Genomic DNA, 25,657 nt, shown 5'->3' with positions numbered 1-25,657 from the left:
CCGGTCACGCCCGTCGGCCACGTCCGTCGGCGTCAGTCGTTGGTGAAGTAGTGGCCGTCGTCGAGGTCGGCGATCAGGCCGGGGTGGACCGGCTCCCAGCCCAGCGACCGCCTGGTGTCCGCGTTGGGCATGGTGATGTCCATCGTGATGAACGGGAAGCCCGTGAAGTGGTCCGCGGCCTGTTCGGCCGGGATGCTCACGGCCGGGACGTTCAGGTGACGGCCGATGGTCTCGGCGATCTCGCGCACCGTGATGCCTTCTTCGGCCGCGGCGTACAGCTGTGAGCCGGCCGGGGCCTTCTCCAGCGCCAGCCGGTAGAGGCGGCCGACGTCCAGGGTGTGACCGGCGGGCCAGCGGTTGGTGCCGTCGCCGACGTAGCCGGACACGCCCGTGTCGCGGGCGATCTTGATCAGTGTCGGAATGAAGCCGGACCTGTCCCGCGTGCTGTGCGTCACCGGCGGGATCGCGACGAGCACGGTCCGCACACCGCGTTCGGTGAAGTCGTGGATCGCGCGGCCGACGGCGGAGCGGGGGTTGGCGTCTATCGCCGCGTCGCGCCGCGCGTCGCCGGTGTGCGTCAAGCCGACGCCGATGAGGGCCTTGCCGGTGCCGGTCAGCGCGTCGCCGAAGGCCCGCACCACGGCCACGTCGACCGCCACCGCGTCGGCGAACTTCCCGGCGGGGATGGCGTCGTGATTGAACGCGAGGTGGACGACGGCGTCCGCGTCGGCCGCGGCCTCGCGCAGACCGTCCAGGTCGTCGAGGTCGCCGCGGCGCACCTCGGCGCCCAGGGCTTTGACAGCGGCGGCCGAGGCGTCGGACCGCGCCAGACCGACGACCTCGTGTCCGGCCTCGATCAGTTCGGGCACCACGGCCGATGCGATGTGGCCACTGGCACCGGTGACGAAAACACGCATGGGTAGCTCCTGGAGGAATGCTCCGCCCGGGCGGAGCGAAGTGATGTGACTTGGTAACGTCACCATAGCCGAAGTGACGGTACCAAGTCACATCACTTATGCTGTGCACATGGCCCGATGGGAACCGAACGCGCAGGAACGGCTGGTGCGCGCCGCGCTGGAGCTGTTCACCGAGCAGGGCTACGACGCCACCACCGTCAACGAGATCGCCGATCGGGCCGGTCTGACCAAGACCACCTTCTTCCGGCACTTCCGCGACAAGCGGGAAGTGCTCTTCGCCGGTCAGGACACGCACACCCGGCTCCTCGCCGCCGCGATCGACGCGGCGCCCGGCCCGGCCACACCGCTCGAAGCGGTCCGCGCGGCCCTCGACGCCCTCACGGCCACCTTCACGGACGACCGCCGGGACGTCGGCGCCAGGCTCCGCCCGGTCATCGCCGGTCACACCGAACTGCAGGAGCGCTCCGCGCTGAAGCGCGCCAAACTGGCCGAGGCCGTGACGGACGCGCTCCACAAGCGCGGCGTACCGGAACCGACCGCGAGCCTCGCCGCCGAACTCGGCATCCGCGCCTTCTACGACGCCTTCGACCAGTGGGCCGATCCGGCGAGCAAGCGGACACTCACCGAACTCACCCGCCGCACCCTCGGCGAACTCCGCGCCGCGCTGGCCACGCTCGACTAGAACTCCTCCACCGGCGCTCGCCCGCCCGGACTTCAGGTGGCGATGGAGCCGGCCGTGCGGTGGGCGTGGGCGTCGATCAGAGCGAGCGTGGCCTCGGGCTGTTCGATCTGGGGCAGATGGCCGGCTCCGGGGATGACTTCGAAGTGGCCGTTGCCGAAGGCCGTGGCGTAGGCGGCGCCGTAGGCCGGTGTGACCACGCGGTCGCTCTCCCCCCACAGCAGGAGTGCGGGTGTATCCACCCGGCGCAGGCGGCGCAGCAGTTTCGCGTCGTGCATGTACGGCTCGCCCGCGAGAACGCGCACGGTGGCCATGTCGGCCTGCCGGATGGCGCGTTGGTCGGCCGGTATGTCCGCGGGGTCCACGTAGTAGCGGTCCGGGTCGTGCCAGGAATGCTCCGCCACGCCGCGGGCGTCCAGGCCGAAGAAGTCCGTGATCGGCTCGCCGGGGATGCGCACGCCCACCGCATCGATCAGGACGAGGCCGCTGATGACACCCGCGGTGTCCCGCACCGCCATCTCGGCCGCGATCCAGCCGCCGAGCGAGGAGCCGATGACCAGGGCGCCGCGCAGGCCGCGGTCGTGCAGGAGGTGCAGATAGGTCAGGGCCAGATCGTCCACGCCGGTCAGCCAGTCGGGGCGGGGCGTCCCGTCCCAGCCGGGATGCACGGGCGCGAGCGTGTGCGCGGTGCGCGAGAGATGTGCGGCGATACCGGCGACCGTGGCGGGCCCGCCGCCTCCGTGCAGGACCAGCACCGGGCGGCCGGTACCCGATTCGGAGAGGGTGAGGGCCAGGTCGTCGCACGCGGCCGCATGGGCGAGGGAGTTGATGTCCGTCGTCATGCACCGGACTCTAACTAAGCTTCTTTAATTAAGCTAGTTTCATTGCGGGTAGACTTACGGCATGGATGCTGATCTGCAGGTTTTGGGGCGCGCGGTCAAGCAGGCGCAGTACCGGCAGCACCGAGCGCTGGACAGTGCGCTGGGCGAGGTCGGTACGACGCTGGCGCAGTGGGACGCGCTGCGCGCCATCAGCGGCCGGCCCGGAGCCTCGGCACGCGAGCTGGCCGCGGTGACGTTCCAGAGTGAGCAGGCGTTCGGCGCGCTCGTGGGCCGCCTGGCCGCCCAGGGGCTGGTGGAGCGCAGGCCGGGCCGCGGACGCCGCATCGAACACCGCCTCACGCCCACCGGCGAACAGACCCTGGCCGCCGGTCACCAGGTCGGCGAAAAGGTCCTGGAGGAGTGTTTCTCCCCCCTCCCGTCCGCGGACCGGGCAACCCTGCTCAGCCTGCTGCGACGGCTCAACGGCGAGGCCGGCCCTCATCAATCCGGCCACGACGTCACCCCGGCGTGACGGGGAACCGCTGGGCCAGGACCGCTAGGGTTTCACTCTGATGGGATGTCGCGACTGAAGGCGCCTTGATAACGGGGAGTGCGGTCATGGCTGACATAAGGGTCGAGACGGTTGCGCTCGACGACGCGGGGAACCGGCAGATCGCCGGCAGGACCAGGACCACAGCGTCCCTCGGCGAGCGTGCCCCCGAGATCGAGGAAGCGATTGTCCAGGCCTCGGCCATCGCACAGCAGTCGCTCGCCCAGGTCCCGCAGCAGGACGGTTGGCGGATCACCAGTCTGGACGTCACCTTCGGGCTCACCCTCGCGGCGGAAGCCGGTGTCATCCTGACAAAGGCGTCGGCGGAGGCTTCGTTCGAAGTCACCCTCACCGTGGAGCGGACCCCGGAGGCGTGATGACGAGCGCGGACTCCGGGGGCGTGATGACGAGCGCGGGCTACTGGGTCGAGCTGTATCGGGCCGACGAGCGCCTGGGCGGCGGCTTCCTTCTCACCCGCCGCTTCGTCCTCACCGCCCTGCACTGTCTGCGCGGTCTTCCCGTCGACCAACACGTGGCGATCGTCCTGGCGGACGGGGAGCGGATCGGCGGACGGGTGAGCCGGCAGGACAAGGAAGCGGACCTGGCCCTCGTGGAGATCGCCGCCGAGTACCGGGTGACGCTTCCGATCCCCGCGGCGCACGTTGCCCATGACGGTGACCGCTGGCGCGGCCCCTACCGGCCGGCCTCCCATGACGTACATCTCAGTGGCCACGTCAGTGCTGGATCGTCCGATCACCTCTGCGTCGGGGGCGGGACGATCGAGGCCCTGCAGCTGACGGCGGACCAACTCCTCGGAGACTACTCGGGCTACTCGGGTGGGCCCGTCGAGGGCTTTTTGGACGGCAGGGCTCAACAGCCCGTCGTCATGGGCGTCCTCATCGAACAGGCGCAGGACAGGGCCGACGGCACCCGCGCGGCCAATGTGCTCTTCGCCGCCACCATCGGTGAGGCGATGCGGCGCTTCGACCACTTCGACGTCGCCCATCTGATCGATGTGGTCCGGCCGCCCCGCCAGTCCGGGGTACCCGCCACCGACGACAGGCGCCCCGCGACGACAGGGAGGTTCGCCACCGCGGAGGCGGTCCTGAGCCGACTCGACCAATGGGACGAACGCGATGTCATGGACCCGGCCCAGATCGCCGAGCTCAGGTTCATGACCGTCAAAGCGCTCATCGAGAGCGAGCTCGGCGGAGGCGGCGCGTGACGGACCTCTGGCGAGAGATGATCTCGCGGGCCGAGCGAGCACTGCGCGGTGACGCCACCGCGCGGGCGCGGCTGGCCGACGCGGCCGAGGTCCTCCGGAAGGACCCACGGCCGCTGGACCACGCCACCCTCGGCAAGGATCTCGCCCGCCTCACCACGTTGTTCGACGCCCTCGGGCTGTACGGGGCGTCCCGGGCCCTCTTGGAGCATGTGGTGTCCCGCCTCGTATGGGACCCCGAGGGGCTCGCCCTGGATGTCTCCGTCCGCAACCAGCTGGCAGTGGTGCTCGCGGACCGGGGCCACCTGTCGGCCGCCGCGAACGTGCTGGCCGGGACGGTCGAGTTCGGGGCGCGGCAGGGCGACGTTCCGGCCATGGCGAGGACGTACGCGAATCTGGCTGCCATCAAGTTCCGACTCGGCGATGTCGAGGGCGCCGTGACGGCCGCCCGCCGGGCCGAGGCCGCTCTGGCCGCCCGCGGCGAAGCCGCGGAGGATCTGGCGGAGGTCCGGCTGCTGGTGGCCTCCGTGCTGACGTCAGCAGCGCGGCGGAAGAACCACCACGCCGAGGCGGACCTGCTGCTCGAAGGGCTCGAAGGGAGCGTCCGGCACCTCGTGAAGGTGCTCGGCGGCGAGCACCCCCAGTCCCTCTCGGCGCTGGTGACGCTCGCCTCCGCCGAGTTCGAGTCGGCGAGCGCGGCGGGCTCCCCGGAGCGCATGGAGCGGGCCGTGGACGTGCTGGCCGTCGCCGCGCAGCGGGCCTCCGCCACCATGGGAGCCCACCATCCGCAGGCGATCAGCGCGCTGTCGAGCCTCGCCACCGCCGAGGCCGAAGCGGCCCGCGCCACCGGGGACGAGCGCCGTGCCACCGCGGCCGAGTCCATGCTCGCCGCCGCCCAGCACGCCGCCGCTCACCGGCAGGGCTCGACCCGGCCGCCCTCGTCCCGGCCGCCGGCGTCCCGGCCGCCCTCGTCCCGGCCGCAGGAGCCGCGTGTTCCCCCTCGTCGCATGCCCTCCGCCGGGTCAACGGCCGAGCAGCGGCCCCGCGGCGAGCCGGGCGACTGGGCCGAGTCCACGGCGACGTTGCGTTTCCGCGTGCTCGGCCCGGTCCGTGCCTGGCGCGGCAGCGAGCCGTTGTCCACCGGCTCACCCCAGCAACGCGCCCTGCTCGCCGCCCTGCTGCTGCACGGCGGACACACCGCCACCGCGCCCGAGCTCGTCGAGGCTCTCTGGGGCGAGGAGCCGCCGGACGCCGCCATTGCCGCGCTGCGCACATACGCCTCCCGGCTGCGCAAGGCCTTCGGCCCCAACGCTGATGTACTCGCCAGCGAATCCGGGGGCTACGCGCTGCGCGTCGTACCGGCGTCGTTCGACCTCTCCGTGGCCGAGGACCTCGCCCTGCGGGCGGAGCGGGAAAAGGCGGCGGGTGAAGCACGGCAGGCACGTGAACTCCTCGGCAGGGCCCTGGCACTGTGGGAGGGCGAGACGTTGGCCGGCATCCCCGGTCCATTCGCCGAGAACCAGCGTCTCCGGCTCGAGGAGTGGCGGCTCCAACTCCTGGAAACCCGCCTCGGCCTGGACCTCGAACTCGGCCACCACGCCGAAGCCGTCTCCGAGCTGACGGCGCTCACAGCGGCCCACCCGCTGCGCGAACGACTCCGCGAACTGCTCATGCTCGCCCTCTACCGCAGCGGCCGCCAGGCCGAGGCCCTCGCCGTCTACGCCGACACCCGCCGGCTGCTCGCCGATGAGCTCGGCCTCGACCCCAGGCCGGAGCTCTCCCGCCTCCAGCAGCGCATTCTGCGGGCCGACGCGGAGCTGGCCCGAACAGTCGAGGAGTCCGCCCCGGCCACCGCGACGATCGCCCGCCCGGCCCAACTCCCCGCCACCGTCCCGGACTTCACCGGTCGCGCGTCCTTCGTACGGGAACTGGTCGACCAGCTCGCCGGCCCCGAGGGGCGCATCGTGAGGGTCTCGGCCATCGCGGGCATCGACGGCGTCGGCAAGACCACCCTCGCCGTCCATGCGGCGAGCGAGGCCAGGCCGCACTTCCCCGACGGCCAGTTGTACGTCGACCTGCAGAGCTCCGGTCCCCGGGCGGCTGAGCCCGAGGCTGTCCTCGGCGCGTTTCTCCGGGCCCTGGGCACGCCGGACTCGGCCATCCCGGACACGCTGGACGAGCGGGCCGCGCTCTACCGCTCCGCTCTCGACGATCGCCGCGTCCTGGTGCTGCTGGACAACGCCCGCGACGCGGGGCAGGTACGGCCGCTGATCCCCAGCGCCCCCGGATGTGCCGCGCTCATCACCAGCCGTGCTCGGATGACGAACCTCGCCGGGGCCCATCTCGTCGACCTCGATGTCATGGCTCCGGAGGAGGCACTCCAGTTCTTCACCAAGATCGTCGGGCAGGAGCGGGTGTCGACCGAGCGTGAGGCGGCCCTGGATGTGGTGGCCGCCTGCGGATTCCTGCCGCTGGCCATCCGTATCGCTGCGTCCCGGCTGGTGTCCCGGCGCATCTGGACGGTCTCGGTGCTTGCCGCCAAGCTCGCCGACGAGCGCCGTCGCCTTGACGAGCTGCAGGCCGGCGACCTCGCGGTGAAGGCCACCTTCGAGCTGGGTTACGGCCAGCTGAGCCCCCAACAGGCCCGCGCCTTCTGTCTCCTCGGTCTCGCCGACGGCCAGGACATCTCGCTCGCCGCGGCCGCGGCCATGCTCGACCAGCCGTCGGAGGAGACCGAGGACGTCCTGGAGTCACTGGTCGACACCAGTCTCCTGGAATCGGCGGGACCGGGACGGTACCGCTACCACGACCTCGCGCGGTTGTACGCACGGGACCGCGCCGAGCTCGACGAACGGGCGCCGGGCGAACGGGAGGCAGCGCTCTCCCGACTGCTCGACTTCTATCTCGCGACCGCGACCCAGGCGTACGCCGCGGAGCATCCCGGAGACCGGAGTGTGGCGCACCTGGAGCCCACCCGGTATTCCGGTGTCGAGTTCTCCTATCTGGACGACGCCCGGCGCTGGCTCGGCTCCGAGGCACAGTGCATCCTGTCCTGCGCCCGCCAGCTCACGCACGGAACCCACCTGCGCCGCTCGATCGACCTGCTGTGGAGTGTCAAGGACATCGTGGGGTCGAGCAATCCCCGCCAGTACCAGGAAACCGCGGAGGCGGCGAAGCGGGCGGCGCACGGGGCCCGGGACGGACAGGCCGAGGGCCGGGCGTGTGCCGCGCTCTCGGCGGTGCACCTCACTGCCGGGAACCTGGAGCAGGCCGACGCGGAGGCACGGCGCGCACTGGCGCTGGCCGTGGCCATCGACGATCCGGTCACCGGGGCCTGGGCACCGTACGATCGCGGCGTCATCGCCCTGCAGCAGGGACGGCACACGGAAGCGGACCGGTACCTGAGGGAGGCCCTCTCCAGGTTCCGCGCGGACGACAACCCGTTCGGCGTGGCCAACGCCCTGTGCCAGCTGTCCCATCTCGAGACGAGCCTCGGCAATGTGCGCAGCGCCGTCGCCCTCGCCGAGGAAGCCATTGACCGTCTTGGCGAGGAGCCCGCCACTCTGGCCCTCGCGGAGTGCCGCTACGCACTTGGACTCGCGCTCCTCCGCACCGAACGCACCGACGAGGCGCTGGCACAGCTGGACCAGGCCCTGGAGATCTTCCAGGACGGTGGGCAGGCCCTTGGAGAAGGCATGGTCCACTTCCACCGGGCCCAGATCCTCCTCACCGCTCACCGCCCCGCTCAGGCCGCCGCCGAGGCCGAGCAGGCGCTGGCGGTCCTCCACAGAGTGGGCGGCGACCGGCGAAGGGCCGACGTCCTGCTCGTGCTCGGGCACGCCATGGACGGGATGGGCGAGTCCGCGCGGGCGCGCACCTGCTGGGCGGAGGCCCTGGCCCTGTACGAGGACGTTCCCGGTGAGGAGAGCGCCGAACTGCGCGAACACCTGCGAGCCAGGCTCGACAACAGGACGGCGCACGACGGGACGAGTCACCTCACGGGTACCTGAGATCTTCAGCCACCCTCACGTGTCCCGGCCGTAGAGCGCGGCGATGTCCTCGGAGCCGGACCACCGGCTGTAGGTGGGCTGCTGTGGCCACCCGTCGGGCGAGTCCTGCCACTCCTCCTGCCGCCCGTACGGCAACAGGTCGATCAGCGCGAAGGAGTGGCTGAGCTGCTCGGTGCCACGGCCGTTGGTGTGCCAGGTGCGGTAGACGGTGTCGCCGTCGCGCAGGAACACGTTGACGGCGAATCCGTCGCCGGGCGGGGCGCCGACGTCGGTACCGAACGGGCTGTTCGCCGTGGAGTACCAGGCCATCGTGTTCCCGACCCGCCGCTTGTAGGCGAGTGCCTCGTCGATCGGGCCCTGGGTGACGATGACGAACCGGGCATCGTAGTTGCCCAGGAACTCCAGCCTGGTGAACTGCGAGGTGAACCCCGTGCAGCCCGGGCACTGCCACCGCTCGCCGGGGAACCACATGTGGTTGTAGACGATCAGCTGCTTCCTGCCGTCGAAGAGGTCCACCAGCCGGACCGGCCCGTCCTCGCCCTCGAGGGTGTAGTCGGGCATCTCGACCATCGGCAGGCGGCGGCGCTGCGCGGCGATCGCGTCGAGTTCCCGGGTCGCGGCCTTCTCCCGGACACGCAGCGCTTCGAGCTCACGCCGCCAGGTGTCGGCGTCCACGACGGACGGCAGTGCGTTGGTGGTCATGCCAGGGTCCCTTCCTGATCATGTGTGGGGCGTGCGATACGCACGTGTAGACCCCGCTCGGTCGTCGAACTCATCGGTGGCCGGGCACTCCGATCGGCGAAGCCCCGACCGCGGTCCGGGCGCGTTACCCTTTTGGCAGAGCATCGACCGATATCAGTGGCTACGGAGGGTATCGGGATGGCGCGTAGAGCCGGGGCCGATTCCGAGGCGAAGCGGATGCCGGCCGGCTTCGCGGACGTGCCCGAGGCACCCGCTCCGGCCCTCGCTCTCCTGGGCTCCGACGGCACCATCGTGGCGTGGGGAGAGGGCTGCCGACGGCTGCTCGGGCACCACGCGGAGGACGTCGTGGGGCTGCCGGTTCGGGACCTGCTGGAGATCCCGGTCGAAGCGGTGCGGTGGTCCTCGGCCCCGGGGGACATGGGGAAGCATGGCGGTCGGCGGGCCGCCAACGCCGTCGTGAAGGTCAGACACCGGGACGGCGAGCGTTTCCGTCTCACGGTGGAGACCATCGCGCTGACCGGCGGAGACGGTGAGAGCTGCTGGTTCGTCGCCGTCACGGGGGCGCCGGACGGAGTGCGGACCGCCGACGCCGAAGCGGCGCTTCTGGACCGGTCGCCGCTGGCCGTGGCCGTGTGGGACACGCGCACCCGGCTGCTGTGGTCGAACCGGGCCTGCCGGGAGATCGTGGGCCGCTCCGAGGTGGACCCGCCCACCCGGTCCACGCGGCGCTCCGTGCGCGGTTTCGACCGGACCACCATCGAGCCGGTGATACGGCGGGTGCTGACCTCGCGGAAGCCGGTCGGCGACCATGTGCTGCGCTGGGTGTCGCCGGAGCACGGCCGGGAGGTCGTCTTCTCCTCCTCCGTCTTTCCCCTCGCCCCCAAGGGCGGTGGCCCGCTGGGGGTGTGCACCGTCTCGTTGATCACCAAGAGCGGGGAGCGCGAGCGGCTCGCGCTGCTCGGCAGGGCGGCCAACCAGATCGGCACCACGCTCGATGTGATGACGACCGCGCAGGAACTCGCGGACACCGCCGTCCCCGCCCTCGCCGACTACGTCACGGTGGATCTGGCCGATGCCGTCCCGCTGGGCGGGGAGCCGCTGAAGCGGATGTCCGAGGCCCCCTCCGGTATCCCCGTCTTCCGCCGCGCGGGGCAGTCCTCCATCCACGGCGGTATGCCGGAGGCCGCCTTCCTGGTGGGGGATGTGGTGTACGTACCGCCCGGATCGCCGTTCCTCACCGCGCTGTACGCGGACCAGTCCTACTTCGAACCGGCCATGAAGACCGGCCCGGGGACCTGGCTCGACCGTGACCCCCGGCGCAGACAGCTCATCCATGACACCGGTATGCACTCGGTGATGATGATCCCGCTCAGGGCCCGCGGCACCATCCTCGGCATCGCCGTGTTCACGCGGACCGACAACGCCGTGCCCTTCTCCCAGGACGATCTGCTGCTGGCCGAGGAACTCTGCGTCCAGGCGGCGCTGAGCCTGGACAACGCCCGCCGTTACACACGGGAGCGGTGCGCCGCCCTCGCCCTGCAGCGCAGTCTCCTGCCGCAGGAGCTTTCGGGCGGCGCCGCGGTGGACCTGGCCGGCCGCTATCTGCCGTCGGACCGGCACGAAGGGGTGGGCGGGGACTGGATGGACGCCATCGAGCTGCCGGGCGACCGGATCGCCCTGGTCATCGGCGATGTCATCGGCCATGGCATCAACGCGGCGGCCGCCATGGGCAGGATGCGCACCGCGGTCCACACCCTCGCCGCCCTCGACCAGCACCCCGCGGAACTGCTCGACCACCTGGACAAGGTCACCGCCCGGCTCGCCGAGACGGGCACCTGGTCCCCGGAGTACTCGTCGGTCACCGGCGGCACCTGCCTCTACGCCGTCTACGACCCGGCCACCCGCCTCTGCACCCTGGCCCGCGCCGGGCATCCGCCACCGATGCTGGTGGCCCCCGACGGCCACGCCGGGATCGCCGACACACCGGTGGGCCCGCCGCTCGGAATCGGCACCGGAGCTTACGAATCCGTCGACCTGGAGCTCTCCGAGGGGAGCCTGCTCGCCTTCTTCACCGACGGACTGGTGGAAACCCGGCACGGCGACATCGACGCCGGTCTTGACCGGCTGCTCACCGCGCTGCAACGCCCCTCGGCGAACCTCGAGGACCTGTGCGCCCGCGTCATCGCGAGGATGACCACGGACGCTCCCCCGGAGGACGACATCGCCCTCCTCATGGCCCGGACACGCGCCGACGACGGCGGCCCGGCGGCCTCCCACGGGGAACGCCGCGGGATGTCGGCCTGACGCCCACCGTCCGTCACGGAATCGTGCGGGCGGCGACCTCCCGCAGCAGTCCCATCACGGCCTGGGCGCGGGCGGTCTGGGTCATGCCCCGCACCGAGGCGATCTTGACTTCGAGCGGGGGGCTTCCGTCCCGCAGTTCCAGTTCCGCGATCTCGCCGCCGCCGTAGGTCTGGCTGGTCGCCGGCCGCTGGTTCAGTACGGAGTATCCGAGCCCCCGGGCCACCAGGGAGCGCACCGTTTCGTAGCTCCGGGTGCGGTAGCGGACATCGGGCGCGGTGCCGGTGGCGGCCACCAGCGAGCGGAAGTAGTCGCGGCTGTGCGGCAGGTCGAGCAGGACGAGGGGTTCCGCGGACAGTTCGGCCAGCTCCACGGCGCCCTGCCGGGCCAGCGGATGATCGGCCGGGACGATGACGTAGGCCGGGGCCCGCGCGATCGTCTCGCCGCGCAGGTCCGGCTCGGCCGACAGACCCAGGCCGTAGGTGAGGGCGAAGTCGATGCGCCCCGCGCCCAGGGCCTGGACGAGCTGATCGGTCTCCGCCTCCATCACGTCGATCTCGATGCCCGGGTAGCGGCGGGTGCATTCGCTGAACAGGGGCGGCAGATAGTACGGGGCCAGCGTCACGAAGCAGCCGACGGCCACCGGCCCGGAGATCGTCTCGCCGTCTCCCCGGGCCTCCCGCTCGACCTCACGCGCACGGGCCAGCAGCTCCCGCGCGTGGCTCTGAAGCCGCTCCCCCGCGGGCGTCAGGGTCAGTCCCCGGCCCCTGCGGCGGATGAACAGCTGCACCCGCAGATCGCGCTCCAGGTTGTGGATGGCCGCGGACACGGCGGACTGCGCGATGTGCAGCGCCCCCGACGCCTCCGTCATCGAGCCGCGCTCGGCGGCCTCGAGGAAGTAGCGGAGTTGCAGGAGGGTGAAACCCACCGGTGACGTCATGCGTGACCCTCGCGCCTGGTGATCGGTGTCTTTGCCGGTGCCGACCCTAATGCGGCGGCGGGTGCCGGCCCTGTGCGGCGGTGCCTATGGGCGCTCAGGGGGCGCGTCGGCGACGTCCTCGGGGCGCAGCAGGGCGGATCCGGTGGTCTCCTTCAGGGACAGGGCGGCGATGAGACCGCCGGCGGCGAACACCATCAGGTAGGGGCCGGGCAGCAGGGTGGAGCCGGTCGCGGAGATGAGCACGGTCATCAGGTACGGCACCGTGCCCGCGAACAGGGCGGCGGTGAGGTTGTAGGCGATGGACAGGCCGCTCTGGCGGGTGCGGGTGGGGAAGATCTCCGCCGACCACACCGCGTAGGTGCCGAGGATCGCGGCGAGGATCACGCCGAGCAGCAGCCCGGCGACCCAGGTCCCGGCGAGCCCGGTCCGCATGAGGAGGAACGCGGGGGTGGCGGCGACCAGGAGGGCCGTGGTGGCGCCGACGAAGACCGGTTTGCGTCCCACGCGGTCGGACAGCAGCCCGAACACCGGGACCAGCACCAGCCCCAGCAGCGAGATCGCCGTGGACAGCAGGGCGGCGCTGCCGGCCGAGTGCCCCAGGTGGTCGGTCTCGTAGGTGACCAGGTACGTCAGCACCGCGTAGAAGGGCACGTGCATGGCCGCCATCAGGCCCGCCGCCTGGAGCAACTGCCGCTTGTGGTGGCGGAGCAGCTCCCGTACGGGGGTGCGCGGCACGGTGTCGTTGGCCTCGAGTGTCCGGTACTCGGGGGTGTCCTCGATCTTGTTGCGGATGATGAAGCCGATGACGCCGAGCGGCGCGGAGATGAGGAAGGGGACGCGCCAGCCCCAGGAGGTCAGCTGGGCCTCGTCGAGCCCGGTCGACAGCAGCAGATAGACGCACGAACCGGCGAGGAAGCCCAGCAGGGAGCCGACCTCCAGCCAGCTCACCCCGAATCCGCGACGGCGCCGGGGGGCGCTCTCGGCGAGGAAGCTCGCCGCGCTGCCGAACTCGCCGCCCGCCGCGAATCCCTGGATCAGGCGCAGGATCACCAGGAGCACCGGGGCACCGACCCCGATCGCGGCGTAGCCGGGCAGCAGACCGATGGTCAGGGTCGCGCCGGACATCATGAAGATGACCAGCGACAGCGTGCGCTTGCGGCCGATCCGGTCGCCGAGCGGCCCGAACACCATGGCACCGATGGGCCGGACGCCGAAGGACACGGCGAACACGCCGAACACGGCGAGCAGTCCGGTGGTGCTGTTCTCGTCCGGGAAGAACACGGTCGCGACGGTACCGGCGAGATACGCGTAGGCGGCCCAGTCGAACCAGTGCACGAACACGCCGACGGCTCCCGCGGCAACGCTTCTGCGCAGTGCGACGGCGTCGGTGGCCACCTCGACCTCGGTCGTGGTGACGTCGGTGTGAGTGGTGGGCATTGCGCGCCTCCTTGGGGATGGGGTGGAAGAAGACGGAGTTGAGCGGGTGCCGCCTCGGTCAGTGGCTCGCGTATCGGGCCGGGCTCCGGTCCACACCGGTCCAGGCCAGCGCCGTCGCCCCGTCGAGCAGCGCCCGCTGGGCCGTCCCGCCCACGCAGAACGCGGCGAACTCGTGCTGGTGGTTGGTGGCGGGCAGCGAGCCGATGCCGATGTAGGGGTGGATGGCGGGCACCATCTGCGAGACGTTGCCCATGTCGGTGGAGGCGCGGTTCATCCGGGCGGCCTGCCCGGGCGGTGCGAACTCCCGCCCCAGGGCGAGGGCGTTCGCGCGGTAGTGGCCGAGGGCGGTCTCGTCGTTACGGAACTCCGCGTACGGCTTGCTCTCCGGCTCGGTCTCCAGCTCGCACCCGGTGGCGAGGGCGCCCGCCTCGAAGGCCCGCATGACCCGTGGTTCGAGCCGGGCCAGTTCGGCGAGGGTCTCCGCCCTGACGTACCAGCGGCCGGTGGTCCGCTCCGGGATGGCGTTCGGGGCGTCCCCGGCGTGGGTCACCACACCGTGCACCCGGGCGGAGGACGGCAGTTGCTGGCGGAGCAGCCCGATGGCGACCTGGGCCACGGTGAAGGCGTCGGCCGCGTTGATCCCGGCCTCGGGGTAGGCCGCGGCGTGCGCGGATCTGCCGGTGTAGGAGACCCTGGAGTGGCTGACCGCGAACGGACGGGCCTCGGCGACGTCGACCGGCGCCGGATGCGCCATCATCGCCAGGTCCACCCCGGCGAAGGCGCCCCGGTCGAGCATCTCGATCTTGCCGCCGCCGCCCTCCTCCGCCGGGGTGCCGTAGACCTCGACGGTGAGGCCCGCGTCGTCGGCGACGGCGGCCAGCCCCAGTGCGGCGCCGACCGAGCTCGCCGCGATGAGATTGTGCCCGCACGCGTGGCCGAGGCCGGGCAGCGCGTCGTACTCGGCGCACAGCGCGATCCGGACCGGCCCGCTGCCGAACCGGGCGCGGAAGGCGGTGTCCAGGCCCAGGTAGGAGGAGGTGACGTCGAATCCGGCGCGGTCCAGCGGCTCGGGTACGGCGGCCGCCGCCCGGTGCTCCTCCCAGGCGGTCTCCGGGTCGGCGTGCAGCCGCTCGGACAGCCGGATCAGCTCCTCGGCGTGCCGGTCGACCTCGTGCCGGACGGCCTCCTTGAGCGGCCCCGGCGTCCCCATCGTCTCCATCACCGATCGCCCGGTACGCCGTAGGAGGGGGCGGAGGCGGGATCGAGTCCACGGCGCACGTAGTCGTCCCGCTGCGGCAGCCAGACGGCGAGGAGTTCGGCGAGCCGGTCGACCGGGTCGTCGGCCCAGTCCACGCGCAGATCGGTCACCCGCCAGTCCACGTCCGCGACGACCGCGAGGCCCGCGGAGTGCACCGGCCCCTCCTCGCCACCGGCCGCGACGGCCGCCTTCAGGGCGCTGACCAGTCGCTCCTCCAGCTCCCCCGGAGCGGCGGAGTACGCGTCGAGGAGCACGCCGGGGATGTGCTCGCCGCACAGCATGTTGCCGGCCGCCACCGCGCCCTCGGCGGTGGCCGAGGCGTACGTGCCCAGGGTGTGCGAACCGCTGTAGGCGGACCCGGGCCCGGAGCGGCCCACCACGGTCAGCTGACGGTAGGCGATGGACTTCGCGTTGCGCGCCGCGCCGGTGACCGCGGCCAGCGCGCGTTCCGCGTCGCCGTGGTCCGCCAGTTCCTCCAACAGGCTTGTGCCGAGCGTGGGGTCGGTGACGTTCTGCGAAGCCGCCGCGCCGACCCCGGGCCGCAGATGGGCGACCCGGGCGGCGACCGCCGGACTGGACGAGCTGGCCACGATGCCGAACCGCTCGCCGTCGCGGACCACCAGGGAGAACGTCATGCCTGCTCCTCCTCGGGGAGCACGGCGACGGCGTCGATCTCGCACAGCCACTCCGGACGGGCCAGGGCCGACACCACCAGGCCGGTGGAGATCGGGTGGACGCCCTTGGTCCAGCGGCCCACGGTGCGGTACACCGCCTCGCGGTAGCGCGGGTCGATCAGATAGATGGTCAGCTTGACCAGGTGCTCCATCCGGCTGCCCGCCTCTTCGAGCAGCGTCCTGATGTTCGCCATGGCCTGTTCGGCCTGCGCCTCGGCGTCACCGATGCCCACGGACTCGCTGGTATCGAGGTTCTGGCCGATCTGGCCCCGTACGTACACGGTGTTACCGGCGACGACGGCCTGACAGAGGTCGTTGTCGAGGTTCTGCTCGGGATAGGTGTCGCGGGTGTTGAACGGGCGGATCCGGGTGTGCCCGCCGGCGACGATCGGGGCCTTGGCGGCCTTCGCCCGGCGGCCCTCGCTCGTGGATGTCATCATCTGCTCCTCAGTTCTTCCAGGCGGCCGGCGTGGCGCCGGGCCGGTCGCCGGTGCCGTACGCGAGGTAGCCCCGCTGGGTCGTGATGTGGTCGGCGACGTATCGGGCGTCGTGCCAGACGCCCCAGATGAAGCTCGATCCGCGGCGGGACAGCCAGGGCAGGCCCAGGAAGTAGACGCCGGGCTCGGACGACACGCCGCGCCGCTGGTCCGGCCTGCCGTGCTCGTCGAACGCGTCGACCTCGAGCCAGCTGTAGTCGGTGGCGAAGCCCGTCGCCCAGACGATCGAGGTGACCCCGGCCCCGGCCAGGTCGAGCTCCAGCCGGGGGTCGGCCACACCTGCCGGGTCCGGCCCGAGGACGTGGGCGGCCGGCTCCTCGGGGAGGTCGAGCCCATTGCGCTCGACGTACTCGTCGGCCGCCCGGAGGAGTTCGAGGTACTTGGCGTCGCCGAGCGCGATGTTCGTGGCGAGATCCGGCGCGAAGCGCAGCACGCCGCCGTCGTAGGACGCGGTCAGGCCGACGAGCTCGATGCCGTCGGCGGCCAGGGCGCGGAAGTCCACGGTGTGGCCGCCGCGGGCGCCGCTGACCGCGATGGTGACGTGTTCGGCGCCCTGGGGAGGCGTCTCCGCGTCCCAGCGCCCGAGCACACCGAGCCACCAGCAGAAGTCACGTCCGCGGTACTCGCGGGCGGGACGGTCGTGCGGGCCGACGGAGAGGAGGACCCTGCGGCCGGACCGGCGCAGCTCGTCGGCGATCTGCACCCCCGAGGACCCGGCCCCGACCACGAGGACCGCGCCCTCGGGAAGCTGCTCCGGATTGCGGTACGCGCTGGAGTGGAGCTGCACGGGAACGGCGCCGTCCGGGACGACGGGCGGGATCACGGGCCGCTGGAACGGCCCGGTCGCGGCCACGACGAAGCGCGCGTCGATGGGGCCCTCCGAGGTCTCGACCCGGAAGCCGGGCCGACCGGGGGGCTTGCGCACCGAGGTCACCTCGACACCACACCGGATCGGGGCACCGATCTTCTCGGCGTACGTGACGAAGTAGTCCGCGATCTGGTCCTTCGAGGCGAAGGCGCCGGGGTGGACGCCGGGGTCGACGTCGGAGAACTCCAGCCCCGGAAACCGGTCGTGCCACGCGGGCCCGTTCGCCACCAGGGAATCCCACCGCTCCGACCGCCACCGCTCGGCGATACGGTGCCGCTCCAGCACGATGTGCGGCACACCGTGGGCCCCCAGGTGCTCGCTCATCGCCACGCCCGCCTGGCCCGCCCCGACGACGACTACTTCGGTCTCTTCACTCAACGTTCAGCCTCCACTCAGGCGGTGGTCCATCCCGGTGTCGCGTTGACCGGGCCACCGCACGAGGGATCCTTGGACATGGCCGTAGTTCTGTCCAACAGATGTTTCCGTGGAAGGCGATCTGATTTACAGATTCAGAAAATCCTCGACCGAGGACGAGCCGAGTCGGTGAGCGCGCCCGCGGCGGCGAACCGCGCCGGGGACCGTCGGCCACCCGGGCAAACATCGCGCGGGACTAGATCATCTTATCGAGTTAACGTCAATGGCTTCTCAGGGCCAACTGGGTGCACCAGCCGCTAGTGTTCCTGCGGATCTGGACGGATTCCTGAATGTTTGCCCCTTCCTCTTTCCCGGTGACACGCACACCAGCCACCCCACCCCAGCCCAGCCCACCGAGGAGCCATGCATGCCCGCCCCCGAGCCTTCCTCTCCGCAATCGGCGAGTGCCGACGTCGAACGGATCCTGCGTGGTCCGAGCGGCCTCGGCACGGCGGGCCTGCGCCTGGTCCGGCGCGAGGAGCCGCCGACGCCACCGGCGCCGTCGGCGGTTCCAGCGGAAGGCGACCCGATCCCGGGCCTGTACCACCACCCGGTGCCGGAGCCCGACCCCGTGCGGGTGGAGGAGGTCGGCCGCAGGATCAAGGCCTGGGCACTGGACGAGGTCGACCTGTACCCCGAGGAGTGGGAGGAGCAGTTCGACGGCTTCTCCGTGGGGCGTTACATGGTCGCCTGCCATCCGGACGCTCCCACCGTCGACCACCTGATGCTCGCCACGCGCCTGATGGTGGCGGAGAACGCGGTGGACGACTGCTACTGCGAGGACCACGGAGGCTCGCCCATCGGCCTCGGCGGACGCCTGCTGCTGGCGCACACCGCCCTTGACGCCCTGCACACCACGCAGGAGTACCAGCCGCGATGGGCGGAGTCGCTCCACTCGGACGCGCCCCGGCGCGCCTACCGGTCCGCCATGGAGTACTTCGTCCGGGCGTCCACTCCCTCCCAGGCCGACCGGTTCCGGCACGACATGGCCCGGCTGCACATGGGGTACCTCGCCGAGGCCGCCTGGGCTCAGACGGACCACGTCCCCGAGGTGTGGGAGTACCTGGCGATGCGCCAGTTCAACAACTTCCGTCCGTGCCCCACCATCACCGACACCGTCGGCGGCTATGAACTACCGGCCGACCTGCACGCCCAGCCCGCCATGCAGCGGGTCATCGCGCTCGCCGGAAACGCCACCACCATCGTGAACGACCTGTACTCGTACACCAAGGAACTCGCCAGTCCGGGGCGGCATCTGAACCTGCCCGTGGTGATCGCCGAACGCGAGGGCCGCTCCGAACGCGACGCCTATCTGAAGGCGGTCGAGGTCCACAACGACCTCATGCACGACTTCGAGGCCGAAGCCGCGGCCGTGGCCGTCGCCTTCCCCGTCCCGGCCCTGCGGCGCTTTCTCCGGGGCGTGGCCGCGTGGGTTGACGGCAACCACTACTGGCACCAGACCAACACCTTCCGCTACAGCCTGCCCGATTTCTGGTAAGAAGAATGGAACCATCTGTGACCAGCACCGACCTCAGCGCCGACGTCGCCACCTCCGCCGGCGCTTCCATGTTCATCCCGGCCCCGGCGAGTCCCTACCAGGGGGACATCGCCCGCTACTGGGACCGCGAGGCCAGGCCGGTGAACCTGCGTCTCGGCGATGTCGACGGCCTTTACCACCACCACTACGGCATCGGAGACGTCGACCGCACCGCCCTCGGCGACGCCGGCGACAGCACATACGAGAAGAAGTTGATCGCCGAGCTCCACCGCCTGGAGTCGGCACAGGCCGAACTCCTCCTGGACCACCTCGGCCCCATTGAACGTGACGACACACTCGTTGACGCCGGCTGCGGCCGCGGCGGCTCGATGGTCATGGCCCACCAGCGCTTCGGATGCCGGGTCGAGGGCGTCACACTGTCGGCCAAGCAGGCCGACTTCGCCAATCAGCGCGCCCGCGAACTCGGCATCGAGGACCACGTCCGCGCCCGTGTCTGCGACATGCTCGGTACGCCCTTCGAGACCGGGCGGGCCGCGGCCTCGTGGAACAACGAGTCAACCATGTACGTGGACCTGGAAGACCTCTTCGCCGAGCACTCCCGCATCCTCGCGATCGGCGGGCGCTATGTGACCATCACCGGCTGCTGGAACCCGCGTTACGGCCAGCCCTCGAAGTACGTCTCCCAGATCAACGCGCACTTCGAGTGCAATATCCACTCCCGCCGGGAATACCTGCGCGCCATGGCAGACAACCGCCTCGTACCGCAGGCCGTCATCGACCTCACTCCCGCGACCCTGCCCTACTGGGAGTTGCGGGCCACGTCCTCACTGGTCACAGGCATTGAGAAGGCGTTCATCAACTCCTACAAGGACGGTTCCTTCCAGTACCTGCTCATCGCCGCCGACCGCGTCTGATCGTCGGCCGCCATTCCGTGAGTCGGGGGCATGGGGCCCGGAGGGCGCTCATGCTCCCGCCCGGGAACGCGGTCAGCCGCTGGAACCGCGGACCACGAGCTCGGGTGTCAGGACGACGTCATCGCTGCCGCCGTCGAGGAGGGCGAGGGAGGCCTCGACCATGCGCTCGGCGGTCGAGCCCAGGGTGGTGAGCCCCGGCGCGGCGGTGTCGGAGATGTACGTACCGTCGAAGCTCGTGATCGCGTATTCGGCAGGCACCCGTTTACCGGCGTGCTGAAGCGCCGTCAGCAGGCCGAGCGCGACGGTGTCGGCGGTGCAGATGATCGCGTCTGTGTCGCCGGGGTTCGCGAGCAGGAGCCTCGCCGCGTCGGTGCCGCTCGCCACCGTGAAGTTCGGCATTTCCAGCACCCGGTCGTCCGGTCCGGCGAGCGCGCGGAACGCGGCCGTGCGCTCGATGCTCGACGAGGAGTCCTCCTGGGCGTCGACCATCAGGATGCTGCGGCGGCCCCGCGCCCGCAGGTGTTCCACGAGCAGGCGGACCCCCGCCGCGTTGTCGAGCCGTACCGACGGCGCTTCGACGCCTCGTGCCCGGCGGTCGACCTGCACGACGCGGTTGGACCGCGCGAGCTCCGTGATCGCCTCGCCGCTCCGCTCGAACGCCGCGGGCACCACGAGCACCGCGTCCACCAGTACCCGATCCATGGCGCCGAGCTGGCGCTGCTCGGTCTCCGGGCTCTCGCCCGTGTCGATGGTCACCAGCCGCTTGCCCTCGAGGTCCAAGCGGCGCGAATACGCCGACACCAGCTCCGCGAAGTACGCGTTCGCGATCGCCGGAACGACAAGGGCCAGGGAATCCGTCGACTGAATCCGCAGCGCCCGCGCCGCCGCGTTCACCCGGTAGCCCAGTTCCTCGCATGCGTTCCGCACCCGCAGCGCCAGCTCGGGATCGACATTGCGCTGAACGCCGGAGAGCACGCGGCTCGCCGTCGGCACTGACACCCCCGCGCGCAGCGCCACGTCCTTCAAGCCTATGCGCGCGCCCATCCTGATCTCCCCTGATTCCTGCCGGCCGATGCTATCAGGACGGTCTCGGCGACCCATTGACGCGGCAGGGGCCGACATGCTTGGGTTCGGAAATGGTTTTCCCGGCGAGAGTACCCCACGACCGCCACACCGGCGGTTTAGCGGCACACCCCGCCGCTTAGCCCTCCGCCTCACCGCCGTACACGCCTCCACCGCGGGCGCGACGGCGGACACCGCCACACCGCACACCGCAGGTCTCATGTCGCACGCGGAGCCGCGCCGTCCCCGGACGCGGTCGACGCGCCTCGCCGAACGCGAACCCACGATTTCCCCGAGCGCAACCATCCGCCCCTCCCCACATCGCCATACGTCGAAAGGCGCCCTGCCATGAGCAGTGAGGCTCAGCAAGGCCGTAGAGGCACGACCGTCGAATCGAACGGCGTCAATCCCGTTCCCGATGCCGAACGGCGCGGGAAGCCGCGCGGCCTGTTCGCCGTGTGGTTCGCCTGGAACATCTCGATCCTCGGCATCAGTTACGGCATCTTCGTCTTCGGCCTCGGTCTGAACGTCTGGCAGACGATCGTCGCCGGGACCGTCGGCTACCTCATCTCGGCCACCCTCGTCGGCATCCTCGCGGTCGGCGGGCCCCGCACCGGACTGCCGACCCTCGCCCAGACCCGTTTCGCGTTCGGCATGAAGGGCAACAGGATCCCCGCGTTCTTCGCCTACCTGTCCAATATGGGCTGGAAGGTGACGATCATCACCCTTGCCTCGACCACCGGTGCGAACCTGTTCGCGAAGCTGTGGCCGACGGTGTTCGCCGACACGGACGGGTCGAGCGCCACGTCCACGATCGTGCTGTGGTTCGTGCTCGTGCTCGCCCTGACGATGACGGTCTCCGTCCTCGGCCACGAGCTCATCATGAAGGTCGAGGTCTGGATCTCGTGGGTGACCGGCATCATGACGGTCGCGTTCCTCGGATTCATGGTGCCCGAGATCGAGTGGGCGCACCTCGGGGACACCCCCGCGGGCGGACCGCTGGTGTTCATCGGCGGCATCATCATGGCGATGACCCTCGTCGGCCTCGGCTTCCTCAACTACGGCGGCGACTTCGCGCGTTACCTCCCGCGCGACACCCCGGCGCGCGGCGTGATCAGCTGGACGGTCACCGGGCTCAGCCTGCCGGTCGTCATCCTCCTCGCCGTCGGCGCGCTTCTCGTCGGCGGGGATTCCAAGCTCGGTGCGGCCACGGCGTCCGACCCGATCGGAGCGCTCACCGCGCTCCTGCCGATGTGGTTCTTCGTTCCCTTCTCCGTCGTGATCGTCATCTCGCTCGTTTCGGCCGCCATCACCGGCATGTACAGCTCCGGCCTCGCGCTCATGGCCGTCGGCGTGCCGCTGCGCCGCTCCGTGACGACCGCGATCAACGCGGTCATCATCGCGGCGGGCGCCTTCTACCTGCTGTTCATCTCCACCTCGTTCCTCGCGACGTTCCAGTCGTTCCTGTCGCTCATCGCCGTGATGATGGGCACCATGGGCGGCATCCAGCTCATCGACTTCATCCGGCAGCGCCGCATGGGCTGGAACACCGACATGGCGAACCCGCGCGGCTACGGCGGCCGCGACGGGCGCTGGACGGCGATTCTGAGCCTCGTCTCCGGAACCGTCGTCGGCCTCGGCCTCGTGACCAGCTCCGACCCGAACTTCGCGAAGATCACGGGATTCCTCCTCACCGAGCAGGGCCGTACCGGCGTGTTCGGGTCGAGCGGGCTCGGCATCGTCATCGCCCTGGCGCTCGGCGCCGCGCTCTACGCGACCCTCACGTTCGCGCTCCGGCTGGATCCGGAGCCCGACTACTCGCTCGTGACCGCGGGAGACGCCGCTCGCGGGAACGGCGGGGTCGAGGTTCCGGCCCCCGACGCGGCCGACAAGAGCGCGGCGGGCAGGAACGCGGCCGACTTCACCGAACGCTGACCGACCCGTGGCGGCGGGACCCGCGCGGGTCCCGCCGCCGATCGAGGAGCTGACCCCCTTGTCCGCCTTGCCCGCTCCGCCCGCCTCGTCCGCCTCGTCCGCCTCGTCCGCGCATGAGACCGCGCTGCACCGATTCCGGAACCCGGACCCCTGGCACGCACCCGCCGCCTACTGGTTCTGGCACCGGCTGCCCGACGGGGACACCATCCGCGACCAGGTGCGGCAGATGCACGACGCCGGGATCCGGAGCTTCCAGGTGCAGGCGCGGCTGTCGTACCCGATCGAGGGTTACCTGGACGACGACTACCTCGCCGCGTGCCGTACGGCCGTCGAAACGGCCGCCGGGCTCGGCATGATCGTCGGCATCTACGACGACTACAACTGGCAGACCGGTCACGCGGCGGGCCGGGCCGTGACCGGACACGACGAGCTGCGCGAACGGCATCTGTTCTGGGTGCGGATCCCCGCGGGCGCGGGCGAGGGCTCGCTCAGCGGGATCCGCTCGGCGACGGAGAACCTCGGCCCGGCCGCGATGGACTGGCACTACGAGGGCGGCGTCGTCGCCTGGGCCGACTGGCGGGTCGAGTACGCGGTCGTCGTGGAAGCCGTGGGAGCCGCGCAAACCGTGGACGTGGAAGCCGTGGAAGGAGGGCAGGGCACCGCCGCCGAGCGGCCCGAACTCGTCGACCGCGTGGACGGCGCCGCCGAAGGGTGCCGGGTCCGCCTCGCCGAGCCCGTGCCCGACGGCGCGGAGGCGATCGTGTTCGTCTCCGCCCGCTGCGCGACCTCCCGGCTCGTGAACCCCGTCGACCCGGTCGCGGTCGATCGCTTCATCGAGGCCGGTTACCAGCCCTTCGCCGACGCCCTGGGCGACTTCTTCGGCTCCACCGTCGCCTACATGTTCTTCGACCAGCCGCACGCCGTGTACTACGACTGGGCGGAGCGCACGGGAGACCTGCGTTCGGCGATGCCGTTCCACGAGAGCCTGGCCGTCTCGATCCGGGAGCGCTGGGGCGGGCGGACGCCCCAAGTGCTCGCCGCCGTGCTCGACGGGGACGACCCGGAGCGGCTGAGCCTCCGCGCCCAGTTCTACGAGCACTTCAGCGGCTACGCGATGGAGACGTTCCTCGGCAAGCTGCGCGCCTGGAGCCACGCCCACGGTCTGCGTCAGTCCGGCCATGAAGTCCTCGGGCACGTCGGCGGCTGGGCGCTCGACACCGCGTTCGCGAACTGGGACCTGCGCGTGAACTTCGGGCTCGACCACTTCGGCGTGGACGGCTACCGCGACCTCACCGCGGTGGACGCGCAGGACGCCCTGGTGCAGCTCAGCCCCGTGTTCGGCGACTCGGTCGCCCGCCACCACGGCCGCGGCGGGACGATGGTCGAGCAGTACTTCGTCACCCCGCCCGAGGGCGGGACCCCGTGGTCCGGCCACTGGGGGCTCACCTTGCAAGAGTTGCGCACAACGGCGATCAACCACCATCTGCAGGGCATGCGGCAGATGATCTTCCACGGCTTCTACCAGACCCACGGCCATGGAGACGATCACGACTCGCTGCGGAATCCGCGCTTCGACTTCCCCCCGGGCATCAACTTCGAGCCGTGGTTCGCCGAACACCACCCGCGGTTCGCGCTCGAGAGCGCGCGGCTGAGCGAATTCCTCGAACCGGTCTCACCTCAGAGCGACGTGGCGGTCCTGTACCCGTTGCGTACGGTGTGGACCGCGGGTCAGCTCGGCGAGCAGGCGTCGGCGGTGGGCGACTGGGCCCGCGCGCTCACCGAATCCCGGGTGGGCTTCCACCTCGTGGACGAACGCGATCTCGACGCCGCCACCGTGGCGGAAGGCGCGGTGTGGTTCGGGGACCGCCGGTACCGGGCACTCGTGCTCCCCGCCGTGACGACGCTGCGCTCGGCCGGATCGCTGCGCCGACTCCGCCGCCTGACCGAATCGGGCGTACGGGTGCTCGCCGGCGGCGCGACGCCCACCGTCTACCAGGAGGGCCCACAGACCGCCGCCGAGGACTGGGCGGACCTCGCCCCCGCCGTGGAGATGTTCCATGCGGTCCCCGAGGAGGCGGTCCTGCGCGGGCTCGCCGCACGGCGTGGACGGACTGAGCCGACACTGCGCGTGCCCGCGGGCTCGCCGGTGCGCTGGCGCGGCGGCCCGGACACGGCCGGTGGCTTCCGCTTCGCGTGCTTCACCGAGGCCGAAGGGACGGTGGAACTCCTGCTCCCCGACGGGCCCTGGCACATCGAGGAATGGGAGGCCGCCGACGGCACCGTGCGCACCCTCGGAGCGGCCGGGAACCCGGTCGCGCTGCGGCTGGAGCAGAACGCGCTGCGCCTGCTGCGCGTGCGCAGAGACGCGGGGCCCGCTTCCGGCCGGGCGGACGCCACGGAGGATTCCGGGGCCGCGGCCGGTCATGGCACACCGGAGTGGTCGGCACCGGAGTGGTCGGCACCGGCGGCGCTCGAATCCGGCTGGCGGCTCGAGGTCGCCGAGGACTCGTACGAGGAGGCGGGCGCCCGCCGCGACATCGCGGTGACATGCGGCTGGGAGCGCCAGGGCCTTCCGGCGTTCGCGGGCACCGCCGACTATGTGCGGCAGATCGATCTCGACACGCCGGTCCCCCTGGAGCTGACGCTCCCGGACGTCGCCGGAGCCGTGGCCGTGTCCGTGAACGGCCTGCGGGTGGCGGAGCGCGCCTGGGCGCCGTACCGCGTCACGATCCCCGCCGACACGCTGCGGCCCGGCGGGAACGAACTCCGCGTCCGGGTCGCGCCGTCGGCGGCCAACCGCTACTACTCCGGGACCGGGCTCCGCGCCGAGCCCGAGCCGTGCGGGCTGCTCGCGCCGCCACTGCTGCGCCACGCGCTCCAGACTCCGAACCCCGGTGCGTCCCCGGACGGTTCCGGCTCCGGCACCCGCTCATCCTCGATCACGGAAAGGTGATCCAT

The 25,657-nt window shown here is 71.3% G+C and carries 20 protein-coding genes; 10 read left to right on the top strand and 10 right to left on the bottom strand.

Features of this window, described 5'->3' with window-relative positions:
• Positions 1-32 precede the first annotated feature (32 nt).
• Positions 33-917 carry an SDR family oxidoreductase gene (locus tag LIV37_RS42015; protein ID WP_020873151.1) on the bottom strand — a complete coding sequence of 295 codons (885 nt, stop codon included), beginning with the start codon at positions 915-917 and terminating at the stop codon, positions 33-35.
• Positions 918-1,026: 109 nt separating this feature from the next.
• On the opposite strand from LIV37_RS42015, the gene LIV37_RS42010 reads away from it, so the two are divergent.
• Positions 1,027-1,599: a TetR/AcrR family transcriptional regulator gene (locus tag LIV37_RS42010; RefSeq protein WP_020873150.1), complete on the top strand. Its 573-nt coding sequence runs from the start codon at positions 1,027-1,029 to the stop codon at positions 1,597-1,599.
• 32 nt (positions 1,600-1,631) lie between these two features.
• On the opposite strand, the gene LIV37_RS42005 is transcribed toward LIV37_RS42010, so the two are convergent.
• Positions 1,632-2,438 carry an alpha/beta fold hydrolase gene (locus tag LIV37_RS42005; RefSeq protein ID WP_254807149.1) on the bottom strand — a complete coding sequence of 269 codons (807 nt, stop codon included), beginning with the start codon at positions 2,436-2,438 and terminating at the stop codon, positions 1,632-1,634.
• 61 nt (positions 2,439-2,499) lie between these two features.
• Between LIV37_RS42005 and LIV37_RS42000 the strand changes: the two genes are divergently transcribed.
• The 4 genes from LIV37_RS42000 to afsR all read left to right on the top strand — a co-directional run bounded on the left by LIV37_RS42000 (position 2,500) and on the right by afsR (position 8,199).
• On the top strand, positions 2,500-2,949 hold the full coding sequence (locus LIV37_RS42000) for a MarR family winged helix-turn-helix transcriptional regulator (protein WP_121823861.1): 450 nt from the start codon (positions 2,500-2,502) through the stop codon (positions 2,947-2,949).
• 86 nt (positions 2,950-3,035) lie between these two features.
• Entirely contained in the window at positions 3,036-3,344 is a 309-nt protein-coding gene (locus tag LIV37_RS41995; RefSeq protein WP_020873147.1) for a CU044_2847 family protein, read from the top strand.
• A complete protein-coding gene (locus LIV37_RS41990) occupies positions 3,344-4,192 on the top strand; it encodes a trypsin-like serine protease (protein ID WP_020873146.1) in 849 nt (282 codons plus the stop codon). The genes LIV37_RS41995 and LIV37_RS41990 overlap by 1 nt, the downstream gene beginning before the upstream one ends.
• A gap of 1,004 nt (positions 4,193-5,196) precedes the next feature.
• Complete coding sequence (gene afsR, locus LIV37_RS41985; RefSeq protein WP_121824968.1) at positions 5,197-8,199, top strand: SARP-family global regulator AfsR; 3,003 nt, start codon at positions 5,197-5,199, stop codon at positions 8,197-8,199.
• 15 nt (positions 8,200-8,214) lie between these two features.
• Here the strand turns inward: afsR and LIV37_RS41980 are convergent, their stop codons facing one another.
• Positions 8,215-8,901, bottom strand: coding sequence for a DUF899 domain-containing protein (locus tag LIV37_RS41980; protein ID WP_020873144.1), 687 nt, complete (start codon positions 8,899-8,901; stop codon positions 8,215-8,217).
• Positions 8,902-9,078: 177 nt separating this feature from the next.
• Here LIV37_RS41980 and LIV37_RS41975 point away from each other — a divergent pair, with 177 nt between their 5' ends.
• The gene (locus LIV37_RS41975; protein ID WP_020873143.1) at positions 9,079-11,205 is read left to right on the top strand and encodes a SpoIIE family protein phosphatase; all 2,127 of its coding nucleotides are present in this window, start codon (positions 9,079-9,081) and stop codon (positions 11,203-11,205) included.
• 13 nt (positions 11,206-11,218) lie between these two features.
• Here the strand turns inward: LIV37_RS41975 and LIV37_RS41970 are convergent, their stop codons facing one another.
• From LIV37_RS41970 to LIV37_RS41945, 6 genes are all read right to left on the bottom strand, one after another.
• Entirely contained in the window at positions 11,219-12,142 is a 924-nt protein-coding gene (locus tag LIV37_RS41970) for a LysR family transcriptional regulator (RefSeq protein WP_121823862.1), read from the bottom strand.
• Between the two features lie 84 nt (positions 12,143-12,226).
• Positions 12,227-13,579: an MFS transporter gene (locus LIV37_RS41965; RefSeq protein ID WP_020873141.1), complete on the bottom strand. Its 1,353-nt coding sequence runs from the start codon at positions 13,577-13,579 to the stop codon at positions 12,227-12,229.
• A 58-nt stretch (positions 13,580-13,637) separates the two neighbouring features.
• Positions 13,638-14,798 (bottom strand): M20 family metallopeptidase, encoded by a 1,161-nt coding sequence (locus LIV37_RS41960; protein WP_020873140.1) that lies wholly within the window; start codon positions 14,796-14,798, stop codon positions 13,638-13,640.
• A complete protein-coding gene (locus LIV37_RS41955; protein ID WP_020873139.1) occupies positions 14,798-15,472 on the bottom strand; it encodes a DUF1028 domain-containing protein in 675 nt (224 codons plus the stop codon). Before LIV37_RS41955 ends, LIV37_RS41960 begins: the two co-directional genes overlap by 1 nt.
• Positions 15,469-15,948, bottom strand: coding sequence for a RidA family protein (locus LIV37_RS41950; protein ID WP_202979574.1), 480 nt, complete (start codon positions 15,946-15,948; stop codon positions 15,469-15,471). The genes LIV37_RS41955 and LIV37_RS41950 overlap by 4 nt, the downstream gene beginning before the upstream one ends.
• Positions 15,949-15,958: 10 nt before the next feature.
• A complete protein-coding gene (locus LIV37_RS41945) occupies positions 15,959-17,254 on the bottom strand; it encodes a flavin-containing monooxygenase (RefSeq protein WP_020873137.1) in 1,296 nt (431 codons plus the stop codon).
• A 259-nt stretch (positions 17,255-17,513) separates the two neighbouring features.
• Between LIV37_RS41945 and LIV37_RS41940 the strand changes: the two genes are divergently transcribed.
• Positions 17,514-18,788, top strand: a complete 1,275-nt coding sequence (locus LIV37_RS41940) for a family 2 encapsulin nanocompartment cargo protein terpene cyclase (protein WP_243146058.1) — start codon at positions 17,514-17,516, stop codon at positions 18,786-18,788.
• Positions 18,789-18,805: 17 nt separating this feature from the next.
• Positions 18,806-19,702 carry a geranyl diphosphate 2-C-methyltransferase gene (locus LIV37_RS41935; RefSeq protein ID WP_020873135.1) on the top strand — a complete coding sequence of 299 codons (897 nt, stop codon included), beginning with the start codon at positions 18,806-18,808 and terminating at the stop codon, positions 19,700-19,702.
• 72 nt (positions 19,703-19,774) lie between these two features.
• Here LIV37_RS41935 and LIV37_RS41930 read toward each other — a convergent pair whose 3' ends face one another.
• A complete protein-coding gene (locus LIV37_RS41930; protein ID WP_121823865.1) occupies positions 19,775-20,746 on the bottom strand; it encodes a LacI family DNA-binding transcriptional regulator in 972 nt (323 codons plus the stop codon).
• A gap of 366 nt (positions 20,747-21,112) precedes the next feature.
• Between LIV37_RS41930 and LIV37_RS41925 the strand changes: the two genes are divergently transcribed.
• Together LIV37_RS41925 and LIV37_RS41920 are read left to right on the top strand one after the other, a co-directional pair.
• The gene (locus tag LIV37_RS41925) at positions 21,113-22,699 is read left to right on the top strand and encodes a purine-cytosine permease family protein (RefSeq protein ID WP_121823866.1); all 1,587 of its coding nucleotides are present in this window, start codon (positions 21,113-21,115) and stop codon (positions 22,697-22,699) included.
• Between the two features lie 58 nt (positions 22,700-22,757).
• Positions 22,758-25,652 carry a hypothetical protein gene (locus LIV37_RS41920; protein ID WP_243146059.1) on the top strand — a complete coding sequence of 965 codons (2,895 nt, stop codon included), beginning with the start codon at positions 22,758-22,760 and terminating at the stop codon, positions 25,650-25,652.
• The last annotated feature ends 5 nt before the right edge of the window (positions 25,653-25,657 follow it).

This window comes from Streptomyces rapamycinicus NRRL 5491 (assembly GCF_024298965.1).
In the GTDB taxonomy this organism is placed as follows: domain Bacteria; phylum Actinomycetota; class Actinomycetes; order Streptomycetales; family Streptomycetaceae; genus Streptomyces; species Streptomyces rapamycinicus.
This window is presented reverse-complemented; position numbering and strand designations above follow the sequence as displayed.

Bases quoted from the DNA above. Each gene is read 5' to 3' on its own strand.
- LIV37_RS42000 (WP_121823861.1), top strand. From the start codon at position 2,500: ATGGATGCTGATCTGCAGGTTTTGGGGCGCGCGGTCAAGCAGGCGCAG.
- LIV37_RS41965 (WP_020873141.1), bottom strand. From the start codon at position 13,579: ATGCCCACCACTCACACCGACGTCACCACGACCGAGGTCGAGGTGGCC.
- afsR (WP_121824968.1), top strand. From the start codon at position 5,197: ATGCCCTCCGCCGGGTCAACGGCCGAGCAGCGGCCCCGCGGCGAGCCG.
- LIV37_RS41940 (WP_243146058.1), top strand. From the start codon at position 17,514: ATGGCTTCTCAGGGCCAACTGGGTGCACCAGCCGCTAGTGTTCCTGCG.
- LIV37_RS41925 (WP_121823866.1), top strand. From the start codon at position 21,113: ATGAGCAGTGAGGCTCAGCAAGGCCGTAGAGGCACGACCGTCGAATCG.
- LIV37_RS41990 (WP_020873146.1), top strand. From the start codon at position 3,344: ATGACGAGCGCGGACTCCGGGGGCGTGATGACGAGCGCGGGCTACTGG.
- LIV37_RS41930 (WP_121823865.1), bottom strand. From the start codon at position 20,746: ATGGGCGCGCGCATAGGCTTGAAGGACGTGGCGCTGCGCGCGGGGGTG.
- LIV37_RS41955 (WP_020873139.1), bottom strand. From the start codon at position 15,472: ATGACGTTCTCCCTGGTGGTCCGCGACGGCGAGCGGTTCGGCATCGTG.
- LIV37_RS41950 (WP_202979574.1), bottom strand. From the start codon at position 15,948: ATGACATCCACGAGCGAGGGCCGCCGGGCGAAGGCCGCCAAGGCCCCG.
- LIV37_RS41975 (WP_020873143.1), top strand. From the start codon at position 9,079: ATGGCGCGTAGAGCCGGGGCCGATTCCGAGGCGAAGCGGATGCCGGCC.
- LIV37_RS41970 (WP_121823862.1), bottom strand. From the start codon at position 12,142: ATGACGTCACCGGTGGGTTTCACCCTCCTGCAACTCCGCTACTTCCTC.
- LIV37_RS41960 (WP_020873140.1), bottom strand. From the start codon at position 14,798: ATGGAGACGATGGGGACGCCGGGGCCGCTCAAGGAGGCCGTCCGGCAC.
- LIV37_RS41995 (WP_020873147.1), top strand. From the start codon at position 3,036: ATGGCTGACATAAGGGTCGAGACGGTTGCGCTCGACGACGCGGGGAAC.
- LIV37_RS42005 (WP_254807149.1), bottom strand. From the start codon at position 2,438: ATGACGACGGACATCAACTCCCTCGCCCATGCGGCCGCGTGCGACGAC.
- LIV37_RS41980 (WP_020873144.1), bottom strand. From the start codon at position 8,901: ATGACCACCAACGCACTGCCGTCCGTCGTGGACGCCGACACCTGGCGG.
- LIV37_RS42015 (WP_020873151.1), bottom strand. From the start codon at position 917: ATGCGTGTTTTCGTCACCGGTGCCAGTGGCCACATCGCATCGGCCGTG.
- LIV37_RS42010 (WP_020873150.1), top strand. From the start codon at position 1,027: ATGGCCCGATGGGAACCGAACGCGCAGGAACGGCTGGTGCGCGCCGCG.